Annotated in this window: 15 protein-coding genes; 7 read left to right on the top strand and 8 right to left on the bottom strand. The window is 62.9% G+C overall.

Annotation, left to right across the window (positions count from 1 at the left end):
- The 7 genes from PQR02_RS33210 to xylA form a co-directional block, all read right to left on the bottom strand.
- Positions 1-273: lysozyme (locus tag PQR02_RS33210; RefSeq protein WP_408241750.1), on the bottom strand; the 273-nt coding region annotated here is incomplete at its 3' end.
- 159 nt (positions 274-432) lie between these two features.
- The gene (locus PQR02_RS33205; protein WP_408241747.1) at positions 433-891 is read right to left on the bottom strand and encodes a (2Fe-2S)-binding protein; all 459 of its coding nucleotides are present in this window, start codon (positions 889-891) and stop codon (positions 433-435) included.
- A gap of 65 nt (positions 892-956) precedes the next feature.
- Entirely contained in the window at positions 957-3,227 is a 2,271-nt protein-coding gene (locus PQR02_RS33200; protein ID WP_408241744.1) for a xanthine dehydrogenase family protein molybdopterin-binding subunit, read from the bottom strand.
- Positions 3,228-3,525: 298 nt separating this feature from the next.
- Positions 3,526-4,725, bottom strand: a complete 1,200-nt coding sequence (locus tag PQR02_RS33195; protein ID WP_408241741.1) for a sugar ABC transporter permease — start codon at positions 4,723-4,725, stop codon at positions 3,526-3,528.
- On the bottom strand, positions 4,722-6,281 hold the full coding sequence (xylG, locus tag PQR02_RS33190) for a D-xylose ABC transporter ATP-binding protein (protein WP_408241738.1): 1,560 nt from the start codon (positions 6,279-6,281) through the stop codon (positions 4,722-4,724). The genes PQR02_RS33195 and xylG overlap by 4 nt, the downstream gene beginning before the upstream one ends.
- Positions 6,282-6,360: 79 nt before the next feature.
- Complete coding sequence (gene xylF, locus PQR02_RS33185; RefSeq protein WP_408241735.1) at positions 6,361-7,389, bottom strand: D-xylose ABC transporter substrate-binding protein; 1,029 nt, start codon at positions 7,387-7,389, stop codon at positions 6,361-6,363.
- 220 nt (positions 7,390-7,609) lie between these two features.
- Positions 7,610-8,932 (bottom strand): xylose isomerase, encoded by a 1,323-nt coding sequence (gene xylA / locus PQR02_RS33180; protein ID WP_408241732.1) that lies wholly within the window; start codon positions 8,930-8,932, stop codon positions 7,610-7,612.
- A gap of 269 nt (positions 8,933-9,201) precedes the next feature.
- Here xylA and PQR02_RS33175 point away from each other — a divergent pair, with 269 nt between their 5' ends.
- The 7 genes from PQR02_RS33175 to PQR02_RS33145 all read left to right on the top strand — a co-directional run bounded on the left by PQR02_RS33175 (position 9,202) and on the right by PQR02_RS33145 (position 14,682).
- Positions 9,202-10,419 carry a XylR family transcriptional regulator gene (locus PQR02_RS33175; RefSeq protein ID WP_408241756.1) on the top strand — a complete coding sequence of 406 codons (1,218 nt, stop codon included), beginning with the start codon at positions 9,202-9,204 and terminating at the stop codon, positions 10,417-10,419.
- Between the two features lie 32 nt (positions 10,420-10,451).
- Positions 10,452-11,537 (top strand): aldose epimerase family protein, encoded by a 1,086-nt coding sequence (locus PQR02_RS33170; protein ID WP_408241753.1) that lies wholly within the window; start codon positions 10,452-10,454, stop codon positions 11,535-11,537.
- A 160-nt stretch (positions 11,538-11,697) separates the two neighbouring features.
- Entirely contained in the window at positions 11,698-12,003 is a 306-nt protein-coding gene (locus PQR02_RS33165) for a DUF4148 domain-containing protein (RefSeq protein ID WP_408241729.1), read from the top strand.
- A 411-nt stretch (positions 12,004-12,414) separates the two neighbouring features.
- Positions 12,415-12,552: a carboxymuconolactone decarboxylase family protein gene (locus PQR02_RS33160; RefSeq protein WP_408241726.1), complete on the top strand. Its 138-nt coding sequence runs from the start codon at positions 12,415-12,417 to the stop codon at positions 12,550-12,552.
- Between the two features lie 43 nt (positions 12,553-12,595).
- Positions 12,596-13,420 carry an isocitrate lyase/PEP mutase family protein gene (locus PQR02_RS33155; RefSeq protein WP_408241723.1) on the top strand — a complete coding sequence of 275 codons (825 nt, stop codon included), beginning with the start codon at positions 12,596-12,598 and terminating at the stop codon, positions 13,418-13,420.
- A gap of 46 nt (positions 13,421-13,466) precedes the next feature.
- Positions 13,467-13,862 (top strand): RidA family protein, encoded by a 396-nt coding sequence (locus PQR02_RS33150; protein WP_408241720.1) that lies wholly within the window; start codon positions 13,467-13,469, stop codon positions 13,860-13,862.
- Positions 13,863-14,049: 187 nt separating this feature from the next.
- Entirely contained in the window at positions 14,050-14,682 is a 633-nt protein-coding gene (locus PQR02_RS33145) for a helix-turn-helix domain-containing protein (RefSeq protein WP_408241717.1), read from the top strand.
- A gap of 53 nt (positions 14,683-14,735) precedes the next feature.
- Here the strand turns inward: PQR02_RS33145 and PQR02_RS33140 are convergent, their stop codons facing one another.
- Complete coding sequence (locus tag PQR02_RS33140; protein ID WP_408241759.1) at positions 14,736-15,026, bottom strand: hypothetical protein; 291 nt, start codon at positions 15,024-15,026, stop codon at positions 14,736-14,738.
- Positions 15,027-15,086 lie beyond the last annotated feature (60 nt).

The following is a 15,086-nucleotide window of genomic DNA, read 5'->3' as shown; positions in this document are numbered from 1 at the left end:
GTTATATACGATGCTTACGAGAGAATCATATTCAAATTGGAACAGCGGCACGTGTACGTCGCAATTCAATCTCCTCTCCATTCTTTCGACGTCGTGCTTCTTGAATTCCCGCGCACGTTCCAGGGAGATGGTCTGACCGACACGGACGTTGTCTGCCGGTACGATTCGATGCCCACACCCAACGGTCGGAATGCCTACGTTATCCAAATACGCTTTTAGGATAAACCCCAGCGTGACGGTGGATTTGCAGTGCCCCCCGATTATCTGGGCCATTTTGTCGGCACGTATATAGGAACTATGCAAACAATCGTTAGATCCATCGACGACGCATTAACATCGTTCGTGGTCACCGTCGTGGAAATGCTGGCAAATTGAACCCATGGGGCATTTGACGGCGCGCGCCAGGCTTTGCCGAACCCGCGCCGACACGGTTCAAAGCCCTCGGCGCTTCGCCGCCTGATGAATCGCCGCCCGCACGCGCGGATAGGTCCCGCAACGGCACACAATGTTCGACATGGCCGCGTCGATATCGGCGTCAGTCGGATCGGGCTCGTGTTTTAACAGGGCGCAGGCCGCCATCAATTGCGCGCTCTGACAATAGCCGCACTGCACCACGTCGAGATCGATCCACGCCGCCTTCAACGCCTGCGCTTCAGCGCCTTGCACGCCTTCGATGGTCGTGATCTTCTGCGAGTGCACGCTCGACATCGGCGTCTGGCACGCCAGACACGCGGCGCCGTCCAGATGAATCGTGCACGCACCGCAAATGCCCACGCCACAGCCGAACTTGGTGCCCGTCATGCCGAGTTCGCAGCGCAGCACCCACAGCAGCGGCATATCCGCTTCAGCCTGCACAGCTATGGCGCGGCCGTTGATGTTCAATGATCCCATGCTTGCTTGCCTCCCGAGTCGCCTTGCTTTGGCATCGCCCTGAATCAGGTTCGAAGCGCCGTGCGTCACGCCAGCCGCAACGGCAACGTGCGCAGACGCGTGCCGGTCAGCGCGAACACCGCATTCGCCACCGCGGGCGCAATCGGCGGCACGCCCGGTTCGCCGACGCCTTGCGGATGCAGCCGGCTCGGCATGATGTCGGTTTCGATCACCGGACAATCGTCGATCCGCACGACCGGGAAATCGACAAAGTTCTTCTGATGCACCTGCCCCTTCACGATCGTGATCTCATCCTGCAACGCGGCCGACAGACCGAACACGATCCCGCCTTCCATCTGCTGACGGATCAGATTTGGGTTCACCGGCAAGCCGCAATCGATCACGCACACCACCCGATGCACGCGAATCTGCCGCTTCGGCCCAATCGACACTTCGGCCACCTCCGCGACGACACTGCCGAACGCCTCATGCAGCGCGACACCGCGCGCGCACGGCGCGCCATCGGCGGCATGCTTTAACGGATGGCCCCAATCCGACAACCCGGCGACGCGCTTGAGCACCGCCAGATGGCGCGGATGCTCCACGAGCAGCGCGGCGCGAAACGCGACCGGGTCTTGTCCGGCGGCGACAGCGACTTCGTCGGTGAAACTCTCGGTGAAGAACGCCTGATGCGAATGGCCGACCGAGCGCCAGAAGCCGACCGGCACCGGCAAGTCGACGATCTTGTGCGCGACGCGCGCGGCAGGCCATTCGTACGGTTGATCGAACGCGCCTTCGCAGGTGGTCTTGTCGATCGGAATGCGCGGCACGCCGTAGTAGCGCTTGAGCGAGTCCGGCACGATCGCCTGACCCGCCGACGTACTGTGCCACGCGACCAGCTTGCCGTTTGCGTCGAGTCCGGCCTTCAGCCGCGACACGCACGCCGGCCGGTAGAAGTCGTGCGTGAAGTCCTGCGCGCGCGACCAGATGGTTTGCACGGGACGCCCGCCGCCCTCCCGCGCAATTGCCGCCGCCTGCGCGATGAAGTCGAGTTCGAGCCGACGCCCGAACGCTCCGCCTAGCAGTTGCGTCTGCACGTCGACCTTGTCGGCGTCGAGATCCAGTACTTTTGCGACGTGCGCCCGCGCGAGCGCGGGCATCTGCGTCGAGACCCACACCGTGGCCGCGCCGTCCGCGACCTGCACAGTGCAGTTGACCGGCTCGACCGCGCCATGCGCGAGGTACGGCGCGTGATACTCGGCGCAAACGGTGTGCTTTGCGATGTTCATCGCGGCGTCGACATTGCCGCGATGAAAGTACGCGTAACCGTCACTGTCATCGAGCGCGCGCGCGAGGCGCGCCTGCGTGTCCGCGCTCGACAGCGTCGCGGCGCCGCCGTCCTGCCAGTTCACGTCGATCGCGCAGACCGCGTTCATCGCGCGAAACGGATTCTCCGCGATCACGGCGACGCCGCCGGTGCCGCCGGCATACGGGGCGACTGCGAACGCCTTGATGAAGCCCGGCATTTTTTGCGCGCGCGTCGCGTCGAAATGCGCGACCGTGCCGCCGAGCGTCGGGCACATCACGACGCTCGCATACAGCAGGCCGTCAGGAAGCGCGTCAATGCCGAAGCGCGCCGTGCCGTTGATCTTCGACGCGGCTTCGATGCGCCGCACCGGTTGGCCGATCAGTTTGAAGTCGGCGGGATCTTTCAGCGTCACTTTGCGCGGCAGCGCCTGCTGTGCGGCCAGCGACGACAGTTCGCCGAAGCTCGCCTTATGGCCCGACGCGTGCAGCACGTGACCGCTTTCAGCGCGGCATTCGCCGGGCGGCACGTTCCATTGCGAAGCGGCCGCGCCGATCAGCATCGCGCGCGCCGAGGCGCCGGCTTCGCGCATCGGCATCCACAGATCATTGATGCTCGATGAACCGCCCGTCATCATCGTGCCGCCCTCGCGCACCAGTTTGCGCGTGAACCAGACTGTGGTGCGTTTCACGACGCCGTCGTCGTCGGGGCGAAACGGCAAGTCGTCGATGATGTTCTGCACGCTGTTGTAAATCTTGTCGATCGGCCCTTCTTCCACCCGCACCTGCGACCAGTCGGCGTCGAGTTCCTCGGCGAGCAGCATCGCGAGGCCAGTGTGGATGCCCTGACCCATTTCCGCCTTGCACATGATGATCGTCACGCTGTTGTCGGCGGCGATCTTGACCCAGCCGTTGAGCGCGACTTGCGAGCCTTCCGCCGGCAGCGGGGTCGAGGTGGTCAGGCGCTGGCGCGGCGGCAACACCGACCAGCCGACCAGCAATGCGCCCACCGCGCTGGCGCCGCCGAGCAGGAAGGTTCTGCGCTTTAACATGACATGGCTCGATCAGCTTGCACGATGATGACCAAAGGAAGCTGCGAAAGCGCGTGGGGCGCCTGACGTGTTGTTGCGGAATAGTAATAAGACGGAGGAGCGGACGGGAGACTTAAATTCGCCGGCGCGGGTCGGGCGGGCGTGGGGCGGGGAATGAGGCGATTGCTACGAGGCGGGGTTAATCGTGGGGTGTTTCATTAAATACATGGAAAAGCGCGGTGCGCTGCGCTGCGTTGCGGTGCAACCGGGCGACAGGCCCGGCGCGACCACACATCGACAAAGGGACCGGCGTCTCACCTCATCGCCGGTTCGATCCCGACACGACATCGATCCACACCGCCAGCACCAGAATGCTGCCCTTCACGATCATCTGCCAGTAGGCATCGACATCGAGCATCGACATGCCGTTATCGAGGCTCGCCATCACCAGTGCGCCGATCAGCGCGCCGTACACGGTGCCGGAGCCGCCGCGCATCGACGTGCCGCCGATAAAGCACGCGGCGATCGCATCGAGCTCGCCCATCGAGCCCGCCGACGGCGAGCCGGCCGCGAGCCGCGCCGTGTTGACGATCCCGGCGAACGCGCACATCAGCCCCATTAGCGCGAAGATCGCCAGCTTCACGCGGTTGGTGTTGACGCCCGAGAGCCGCGTCGCTTCGAGGTTCGAACCGACTGCATAGATGCGCCGCCCGAACACGGTCTGCGTCGCGATCCACGTGAAGATGCCGAGCAGCGCGAGCAACAGCAGAACCGGCACCGGAATGCCGCCGTAACGATCCAGCGTGGCGACGAAGCCCGCCAGAATCGCGCCCGCGCCGACCACCTTGGCCACGTCCTGCCAGAACGGCACCACCCGCAACTGATAACGCTGGCGATTCGCGCGTTGCCGGATCGTCAGAAACGCGAGCAGCAGGAACAGCACGACCGCGAGCGTGTCGCCCGCGAGCCGCGGCAGATACCCCTGGCCGACGAACACGAAACTGTCCGACACCGGCGCGATCGTCGAACCGCCGGTCACGCCGAGCAGAATGCCGCGATACGCGAGCATGCCGCCCAGGCCGACGATGAACGAAGGCACGCGCCGGTAGGTCGACCACCAGCCGTTGAATATGCCGACGAGCAAGCCGAGCAGCATCACCACCGGCACGGTGACGCCGATCGGCCAGTGCCGGTTGACGTCGAGTATCGCCGCCACGCCGCCGAGCAAACCGAGCAGCGAGCCGACCGACAGATCGATTTCACCGGCGATGATCACGAACACCATCCCACATGCGAGCATGCCGGTGATCGACATTTGCCGCAGCAGGTTCGACAGATTGCGCGGCGTGACGAACGCGCCATGCGTAAGCAAGGAAAAGAAAATCCAGATCGCGGCCACGGCGATCACCAACGCGAGAATCTTGTAGCGCGCGAACAGTTGCTGAATACGCTGCGGACCGCCGAACGCGCCTCGCGGCACGGTGTTGTCGGCGCGTTGGGAAGTAACGTCGGGCGTCATGCTGCACTCGCTGCGGTAGGGTTTGTTAATCGCTGCACGGGACGGATCGCGGCGCTCAGGATGTCCTCCTGCGTGAGGCCGTCGTTGACGAAGTCGCCGCGCAGTTCGCCTTCGCCGATCACCAGCACGCGATCGCTGATGCCGAGCACCTCGGGCAATTCGGACGACACCATCACGATCGACATGCCGCGCTGCGCCAGTTGAAAAATCAGCTTGTAGATTTCGTACTTCGCGCCGACGTCGACTCCGCGCGTCGGTTCGTCGAGGATCAGCACCTTCGGATTGGTCAATAGCATGCGCGTGAGCACGGCCTTCTGCTGATTGCCGCCGGACAGGCTCGCGATCGACAGCATCGGATGCGCGGCACGCACCGAAAGCCGCTTCATCTCCGTGTGGATCGTGTCGAGTTCGGCGGCCGAGTCGATCCGTCCACCCGAGGCGAAACGCTCCAGCACCGCGAGCGTGATGTTGTGACCGACGCTCATGCCCGGCACGATGCCGTGGCGCTTGCGATCCTCCGGCACCATCGCGATGCCCGCGCGAATCGCGTCGATGGGTGCGCGAATCTTCAGCGGCTTGCCGTCCATCAGCACGGTCGCTTCGCTCGCGCCGGGATACGCGCCGAAGATCGCCTGCATCAACTCCGTGCGGCCCGCGCCCACCAGTCCGGCCACGCCGAGAATCTCGCCATGCCGCAACGCGAACGACACGTCGTTCACGCGCTTGCGGCGCGGGTTGTTGACGTCGAAACAGGTGACGTTACGCGCTTCGAAGATCACGTCGCCGATCGGATGCGGCTCGCGCGGAAACAGGTTCTTGATCTCGCGGCCGACCATCAGCGAGATGATGCGATCGGTGGTGAGTGCGTGCATCGGCTCCGTCGCGACATGACGGCCGTCGCGAATCACGCTGATCGTGTCGCATACCGCCGCCACCTCGTCGAGCTTGTGCGAGATGTACACGCAGGCAATGCCGCGTCGCTTCAGATCCCGCACGATGTCGAGCAGGATGCTGATTTCCGAGGTGGTCAGCGACGACGAAGGTTCGTCGAGAATCAGCAGCTTCGCACGCTTGTTCAGCGCCTTGGCGATCTCGATCAACTGCTGATGGCCACCGCCGTAGTTCATCACCGGCTGCGCGGCATTGATGCCGCTGATGCCGAGTTCGCGCAGCAATTCGTCGGCGCGCTGGTACATCGCGGCGTAGTTCATGCGGCCGCCGGGCAGCGTGATCTCGTTGCCGAGAAAGATGTTCTCCGCCACCGACAACTCCGGCACCAGCATCAACTCCTGGTGAATGATGATGATGCCGGCGCGTTCGGTGTCGCGCACGTTGGCGGCCTTCAGCGGCGCGCCTTCCCAACTTATTTCGCCATCCCAGGTACCGTGTGGATACACGCCTGAGAGCACTTTCATCAGTGTCGATTTGCCCGCGCCGTTCTCGCCGCACAAGCCGACGCACTCGCCCGGCGCGACCGTCAGGTCAATGCCGTCGAGCGCCTTCACACCAGAAAACGCCTTGACGATGCCGCGCATCGTCAGTAGAGGTTGCGTCATTCGCTATGCCTCGCTGCAAGGCGCGCGGCGGCCTCGATGCGCATCGCACGCACCGGGGTCCGCCGCGCGCGCGTTACGCTCATTGGCTCGCGAGCTGTGCCTGGGTATAGAAGCCGTCCTTGACGACCACATCGACATTGCTCTTGGTGAGCAACGTGGGTTGCAACAGCACCGTGTCGACCTTCTTCTTGCCGTTGTCGTACTGCGCGTTGTACGCGGGCTTCTCGCCCTTCGCCAGCGCGACCGAGAGTTTTGCCGCTTCGCCCGCAATCAGCTTCAGCGGCTTGTACACGGTCATGGTCTGCGTACCGGCGATCACGCGCTTGACCGCCGCGAGGTCCGCGTCCTGGCCCGATACGGGCACCTTGCCCGCCATGTGCTGCGCGGCGAGCGCCTGAATCGCGCCGCCCGCGGTGCCGTCGTTCGATGCGACGATCGCGTCGATCTTGTTGTTGTTCGCGGTCAGCGCATCTTCGACGATGCGCAGCGCCGTCGAAGCGCTCCACTCAGGCACCCACTGCTGGCCGACCACCTTGATGTCGCCCTTGTCCATTGCGGGCTTGAGCACCTTCAGTTGGCCTTCGCGCAACATCTTCGCGTTGTTGTCAGTCGGCGCGCCGCCGAGCAGGAAGTAGTTGCCCTTCGGCTGCGCGTTGTAGACGCCTTGCGCCTGCAGTTCGCCGACCTTCTCGTTGTCGAACGAGATATAGCCGTCCACGTCGGCGTCGAGAATCAGACGGTCATACGAGACCACCTTGATGCCCGCTTTCTTCGCTTCGGCAACCACGTTGCCGAGCGTCTTCGAATTGAACGGCACGATCACGATCACGTCCACACCGCGCGAGATCAGGTTTTCGATCTGCGAGATTTGCCGCTCCTCGCTTGCGTCGGCCGATTGCACCGACACTTTCGCGCCGAGCTTTTCCGCTGCGGCGACGAAATAGTCACGATCGCGCGACCAGCGCTCGACGCGCAGATCGTCGATACAGAAGCCAATTTCCGGATGATCCTTGCTGGCATGCGCAAGCGGCGCGGCAAGCGAAAGGCTGGCGAGTACCGCTGCGCACACGAGGGAACTCAGTACGTTACGACGCGTTTTGAATTGCATGTCTGTCTCCTTTGTCAACCAGAGTGAGTGCTTCAGCACTTACACCGGTCCCATAAACAATGGTTTCGTTGTATTAGCCGGAATACCGGATTGGTCGGCCTGCGCTGCGAGCGACAGAACCGGTCAAGCGACAAGCCAAAGCCTCCTCTTCGCGCGGTCGACGTGGCCGCGCGATCCTTATGTAATGCTCTCTGTTTCGATTGCCTACCCCGGATGCCTTTCAGCGTCCGCTATAAATCGCCTGATTGACGATGTTCTCCAGCCTCTCCTGCTGACCGCTCGCATGCTGTGGATTGAGGCCTCGTGCCAGTGCATCCATCGCGAGTGCCGACAGCGAATAGTCGCCGGAAAGAATCTTGCGGCCGAACTCTGCGTTCCAGCCCGCGTAGCGCTGACGCTTGAACTGTTCGAGACGATCGCTTTCGACCAGCACTGCCGCGCGCTCGACGGCGAGCGCGAGGTTATCGATCGCGCCGATGTGGCCGTAGAACAGATCTTGCGGATCGACGCTTTGGCGCCGCACTTTCGAATCGAAGTTCATGCCGCCCGTCGTGAAGCCGCCGTGCCTGAGAATCTCGTAGAAGGCCAGCGTCAGTTCTTCGACGCTATTCGGAAACTGATCGGTATCCCAACCATTCTGCGGATCGCCGCGATTCGCGTCGACGCTGCCGAAGACACCCAGCGCGTAGGCTGTCGCGATCTCGTGATGAAACGAGTGACCCGCGAGCGTCGCGTGATTGGCCACGATGTTCACGCGAATTTCTTTCGCCAGCCCGTATTGCAGCAGGAAGCCGTGGACGGTCGCGACGTCGTAGTCGTATTGATGCTTGGTCGGCTCCTGCGGCTTTGGCTCGATCAGCAGCGAGCCCTTGAAGCCGATCTTGTGCGCATGGTCGACCACCATGCGCAGGAAGCGCGCGAGCTGTTCGCGTTCGCGCACGAGGTCGGTGTTGAGCAGCGTGTCGTAACCTTCGCGGCCGCCCCACAGCACATAGTTCTCGCCGCCGAGCCGTTGCGTCGCATCGAGCGCGTGGCGCACCTGGGTCGCGGCGAACGCGAAGATCTCCGGATCGGGACTGGTCGCGGCGCCCGCCGCGTAACGCGGATGCGAGAACAGATTGGCCGTGCCCCATAGCAGTTTGATGCCGCTATCCTGCTGCTTGCGCGCCAGATAGTCGGCGACGCGCAAGAAGTTCTCGCTGTATTCCTTCAGACTCGCGCCCTCGGGCGCGACGTCGGTGTCGTGAAACGTGTAGTACGGCGTGCCGAGCTTTGAGAAGAACTCGAATGCGGCATCGGCTTTTTGCAGCGCGCGTTCCATCGCGTCGCCCGGCTGCTGCCACGGACGCTTGAAGGTTCCCTGCCCGAAAATGTCCACGCCCGGCCAGACGAACGTATGCCAGTAGCACACCGCGATACGCAGATGTTCTTCGAGCGTCTTGCCGAGTAACCGCTTGCTTTTGTCGTAATGGCGGTACGCAAGCGGGTTGTCCGATTGCGAGCCTTCATAGCGGATCTCGGGAATTTGTTCGAAGTAAGACATCAGCGTCTCCAGTGTATGTTGCACTGCAACTCGCGCCGCTGGTCATGCCGGTCTACAAGGTGACGCCATGCTGCCGCTTGCAGGGAGCATCGGCAATTGCGAAATTGCGCAGCTCGCTTGATGTTTCTTACCGCCCGCGTGTTTGTTTCGCCCCCGCGTCCGCTTCGGGGCCTAGAATAACCAGACGCTTAAAAATGGCGCTACATTAAGCGGCCACTAAACAGGAGACATGGGCGGTGGGTCGGACGATCCGCACGCCGCTCACCGACATGCCCCGTCCGCAAACACCCCAGACGACCCATCGGATCGCACTGCTGTTCAATGCGAACAAGGTTTACGACCGCGAGATCATCACCGGCATCGGCAATTACCTGCTGTCGACCCGAGTCGCGTGGGATCTCTTCCTCGAAGAAGATTTCCGCTGCCGGCTGACCGGCATCGAGCGCTTCGACGGCGACGGCATCATCGCGGACTTCGACGACCCCGCCGTCGGAGAAGCGCTGCGTGACTGTCCGTTGCCGGTGGTCGCGGTCGGGTCGTCGTTCGAAGACCCGGCTCACTATCCCCCGGACTTACCCTATATCGCGACCGACAACAGCAAGCTCGTGTCACTCGCGTACACGCATCTGATCGGCGCGGGCCTCGAACATTTCGCGTTGTATAGCCTGCCGCAGGCGCAGGAAAACCGTTGGGCGCAGCAGCGCGAACTCGCGTTCGCCCATTTGCGCCGCGCCGATGGACGCAGTGACGCGCAGCTCGACAGCGAGATCTATCGCGGCCTGTCGACCAGCGCGCCGTCATGGAACCAGGCGACCGAGCAACTCACCGCGTGGCTGCGGCAACTGCCGAAGCCGGTCGGCATCATCGCCGTGACCGATGCGCGGGCGCGGCATCTGCTGCAGGCCTGTCTGATCGCGGGCATTCCGGTGCCCGAGGAAGTCGCGATCATCGGTATCGACAACGACCCGCTGACACGCACGTTGACACGCATTCCGCTTTCTTCGGTGATTCAAGGCACCGAGGAAATGGGTCGTACGGCCGCGCACGTCTTGCATCAGATGCTGCACGGCGCACGTTTTCCGGGCCGGCGCATTCTCGTTCCGCCGGTCGGCATCAACGTGCTCGAATCGACCCGGCATCAACCGCTCGTGATTCCGTATGTGATGCGCGCGCGGCACTTCATCCGTCAGTACGCGTGCCAGGGGATTCGCACCGAGCAGGTGGCCGACTATGTGGGCGTGTCGCGCTCGTCGCTCGAAGAGTACTTCCGGCGCGAACGGCAGTGCACCGTGCACCAGGAAATCCTGCGCCATAAGCTCGATGTTGCGAAGGCGCTGCTCGCCAAACGCGATGCGTCGAGCGCGGAAGTGGCGATTCGTTGCGGCTTCACGTCGTTGCAATACATGTACGCGGTCTTTCGCCGTGAACTCGACTGTACGCCGCGCGAATACCAGGAGCGCGCGAATCCGACGACAACGCCCGGCTGAACATGCTTTTCTCTTTTCCTTCCACCGACTACATGATCAGCATCGCACAACTTTCTTCTGAGGCGTGGGGCACGCTGCACGGCGGCGATCGCGTCCGGCTCTATACGCTGCGCAACGCGCACGGCATGAAGGTCGCCATCAGCGACCTCGGCGCGACGCTGGTCTCGTGGCACGCGCCGGATCGGGCCGGACGCCTCGGCGACATCCTGCTCGGCCACGACACGCCCGCCGAATATGTCGCGGCCACCACCTACATGGGCGGCCTGATCGGCCGCTGGGCGAACCGCATCGCCGATGCGCGCTTCACGCTCGACGGTATCGAGTACACGCTCGACCGCAACGAAGGCGCGAACCTGCTGCACGGCGGCACCGTGGGATTTCATCGCGCGCTGTGGGACGTGAGCGAGGACAACGGCGCGTTGCTGATGCGTCTGGAGTCGCCCGAGGGAGATGCCGGTTTTCCGGGCAACATAACCACGCAAGTGCGCTATTCGCTCGACGACGACGGCACCTTGACCATCGAGTACGAAGCGATCACCGATGCGGCAACACCGCTCAATCTGACGAGCCATCCGTACTTCAACCTGACGGGCCGGCCGGGCAGCGACATTCGCGGCCATATGCTGTCGATCGACGCCGAGCAGTTCTTCGAAGTCGACGCCGCGATGATTCCGTGCGAGCTGGCCGAGGTGGCGGGCAGTGCGTTCGATTTCCGCCAGAGCGCACCGATCGGCGCGCGGCTGGACTGGCCGCATACGCAACTGGCGCGGGCTGGCGGTTTCGATCATTGCTACGTGCTGCGCGATGCAGCCGAGGCCGGCGCAAGCGAAAGCGCGCGGCCCCTGCGCCAGGTGGCCTGCGCGTATGACCCCGGCAGTGGACGCGAATTGACCGTGTCGACCGATCAGCGCGGCTTACAGTTCTATACCGGCAACTTCCTGAATGGCGACTCGGGCCGCGGCGGGGTCCGGTATCAACGGTATGCGGGCTTGTGCCTGGAAGCAGGCGGCTTTCCGAACCAGGTCAATATGACCGGGCAGCACGAGGTCATCGTGCGGCCCGGCGATACATACCGGCAAGTGACGGCTTATCGGGTCGACGTGCGCAAGGGTGTTTGACACGATCCTTGCAAACGACATTACATGACGCCGACTTATTATTTGCTGCAATACTGAATTAACGTCCGGGCGGTTTCCCCTCGATTGATCGCTTCCTAGACTCCTTTAATGGGTGCCGGAGATTGCGGTGCCGGAAACGACAATCTCGGAGGGAAGCATCATGAAATCACTTATCCAAGCAGTGGCGCTGGCCGTTGTTCTTGCTGCGCCGGTGGCTTCGTTCGCACAAACCGAGCAACCGCTCACGCGTGCGGAGGTCAAGGCTCAATTGAAGCAGGTCGAGCAGGCGGGGTATAACCCCGGCAAGTCGAGCGACTCCACTTACCCCGCTGACATCCAGGCTGCTGAAGCGCGCGTCGCCGCACAGAACGCGACGGCACAGGCCGATACCACCGGATATGGGACGACGGCAACGGGATCGTCGCAAACGGGTGGCAGTGCGGCTGGGGCGAATTCGGGGCAATAACTGGCCGTTGTTACGTGATGTGGGCGAGCACATGCGTGGCGACGCATGTGCTCTTTTTTCTGTATTGAGTGGTATGGAACGATAGCGCTTCACGCGTCGGAAAGTCGTTTGACGAAATTCGCGGCCCGCTTGCCGTAGCATTACTCCCGCCCTGCTTTCGCGATCCCTCAATCCCGCAAGATGTTCCGCTACTCGCGCCTCGCAAGTTCTCTTGCTGGCGCGGGATATCTCATGCCTCGTCAGAAGTGACAAAATAGGGCAAACGTCATTCACCGACTCGCCACGAGCCTCGCCCAGACTCGAGTACGCAACCCGTGCCCACCGCACCCAACACTTCCCGCATCGCCGAGCAGTGCGAAGCGTTCCATCCAGAGCGCGTTGGATTTCAGCGAGCGACGCACGAGAGCCACGATGACCTCTCGCGCTCGCTGTCTCGCAGGTGTCCTTGAAATCATCGCGTTGAGCGCACAGTACATGCTGACGAATTTCGTCAACAATGCGGTCGATACGGAAATAGACTTTCCAGTGGTCGATCCCGAAGTTGCCTGATCAACATGGGAGCCTCGGCTCCCTCATTTCCAGGAGACACGCCATGCCCCGCACCATCGCTGAAAAACGCGCCGACTTCCGCGCGCTGCACACGTCCGGCTGTTTCGTGCTGCCCAATCCGTGGGATGCGGGCAGCGCCCGCTATTTGCAAACCCTCGGCTTCCAGGCGCTCGCCACCACGAGTTCGGGTTTTGCGTGGTCGACCGGCCACGCCGACAACACGCTGCCTCGCGAGGCGATCCTCGCACACCTGCGCGATATCGTCGAGGCGACCGATCTGCCGGTGAACGCCGACTTCGAGAACGGCTTCGGCGACGATCCGGCAGGCGTCGCCGAAAGCGTGAAGCTGGCTGTCGCAACCGGCGTTGCGGGCCTGTCGATCGAAGACTCCACGGGCGACCCGGCCGGCGCGCTGTTTCCGATCGATGTCGCCGTGCAAAGGATTAGCGCAGCACGCCGGGCGATCGACGAAACCGGGGGCGAGACGCTGCTGATCGGCCGGGCGGAGAACTTCTTCGCCGGCAAGCCCGATCTCGCTGACGCGATCGCACGCCTGAAGGCCTATGCCGCGGCCGGCGCCGATTGCCTGTACGCGCCGGGCATTCAGACGTGCGAGCAGATCGAGGCCGTGGTCGCCGCCGTGGCGCCGAAGCCCGTCAACCTGCTAATCGGCTCCCCGTCCACGCTCACGCTGCAGGATGTTGCCGCGCTTGGCGTGCGGCGCATCAGTGTCGGCGGTGCGCTGGCCCGCGCGGCATGGGGCGGCTTCATGCAGGCCGCGCAGGGGCTGACCGAGGGGCGCTTCGACGGCTTTGCGGGCGCGGCTTCCGGCGCGCAACTCAACGAGCTTTTCAGCAACGGCGCGTGAAATCCGACGACCCGGCCGCCTTTAGATGGTTTGGATGGAGATAAGCATGGCTCGTGAAATCATTCGTGTGGAACCGCTGTCGACTTACCTCGACAACTGGAAAGCGCCCACTTCGGCGGTGACGCGTCACGGCGATACCGTCTACGTTTCCGGCTTTCCGCCCTTCGATCCCGCGACGGGAGAAATTATCGACGCGCCGATCGAGCGTCAGACCGAACTGGTTCTGGAGCAGATGAAGCTGTGCCTGGAAACGGCCGGGTCATCGCTGGAGCAGGTGCTCAAGTGCAATGTCTACTGCACGTCGGTCGAGAAGTTCGCCGCAGTCAACGCGGTCTACAAACGCTATTTTCCAGTCGATCCACCGGCGCGGATCTTCGTGAACGTGCCCGCCTGGCCTGGTCATTTCGACATCGAAATCGATTGTGTAGCCGCTGTCGGGTAGCGGCTCGATCGATCTTTTCCAATCCATGAGTTTCCGATCAGAAAAGCGCGCGGGCATTCCCGCCGCTTTCTCTGCATCGTGCTGTTCGCCTCATCCGCTGCTGCGAATCCGGCCGTCGCGCCAAATGTTATTATCGGAAACACAATTCGCCACCGTAAAGCGCGTTCCCGAAAAAGCAGCAATCCCCATGGACACCCATCTCAGCAAACCCGCCGACCCGTCGACCACCGACCTCGGCCGCCGCGTGCGCGCCGCCCGTCAAGCGCAGGACCTGACGCTCGAAACCGCGAGCCGCCTGTGCGGCGTCTCCCGCTCGACGCTATCCAAAGTCGAAAACGGCCTGATGTCCCCCACTTTCGACGTGCTGCAAAAAATCGTCCTCGGGTTGAAGATCGAAATCGGCGAACTGTTCGGCTCCACGCCGAAGGTGAGTGCGAGCGGGCGCCGCGCGCTGACCCGCAAAAACGAAGGCCAACGCCATGCGTATCGCGGCTATCAGATGGAGTTGCTTGCCACCGACCTCGCGCACAAGGCAATGCTGCCGTTTCGCATCCGCATCTCCGCGCATACGCTCGACGCATTCGACGACTGGGGCCGCCACGAAGGCGAAGAATTCCTCTACGTGATCAGCGGCAGCGTCTGCCTGTATTCCGAGTTGTATGCGCCGACGCATCTGAACGCCGGCGACAGTCTGTACTTCGACAGCCGCACCGGCCACGCCGCGGTCTCCACCAGCGAAGAAGACGCGGAAGTGCTGTGGATGGCGACGAGCGCGGATCTTCCGCAAACGCCGGCAAACGGCGAAGCGGCGAAGAAATAACGCAGAGGACGCGCCTGGCGTCGGTGTGAGCCTGCGTGCGTTGGCGACAGACCTTATCTTCCCGCCAACGCCCGCTGCGCCAGTTGCGCGATATGCATCGCGTGACGCCCCGTTCCTTGCTCGATCTGCTCGCGGTGACTGAAACCATTCGTCAGCACGATCGTCTCCGCATTCGCGGCAGTCGCTTCACGTACCGCCGGAAACAGCTTGTCCTCACCAATCTTCAGCGACAGCGCATGATGCTCCGCGTTGAAGCCGAACGATCCCGCCATCCCGCAAGATCCGGTATCGAGCAACTTCCACTTCACGCCGAGCTTGTTCAGCAGCGCGCTGTCGCCTTGCATGCCGAACAGCGCCTTCTGATGGCAATACCCGTGAACGATCACCTCGGCGGCAAGCGTCGG

The sequence above is a fragment of the Paraburkholderia sediminicola genome, from assembly GCF_046026895.1.
GTDB lineage: Bacteria > Pseudomonadota > Gammaproteobacteria > Burkholderiales > Burkholderiaceae > Paraburkholderia > Paraburkholderia sediminicola_C.
Note: the sequence above shows the minus strand (reverse complement) of the source record. Positions and strands in the feature narration are given on the sequence as shown.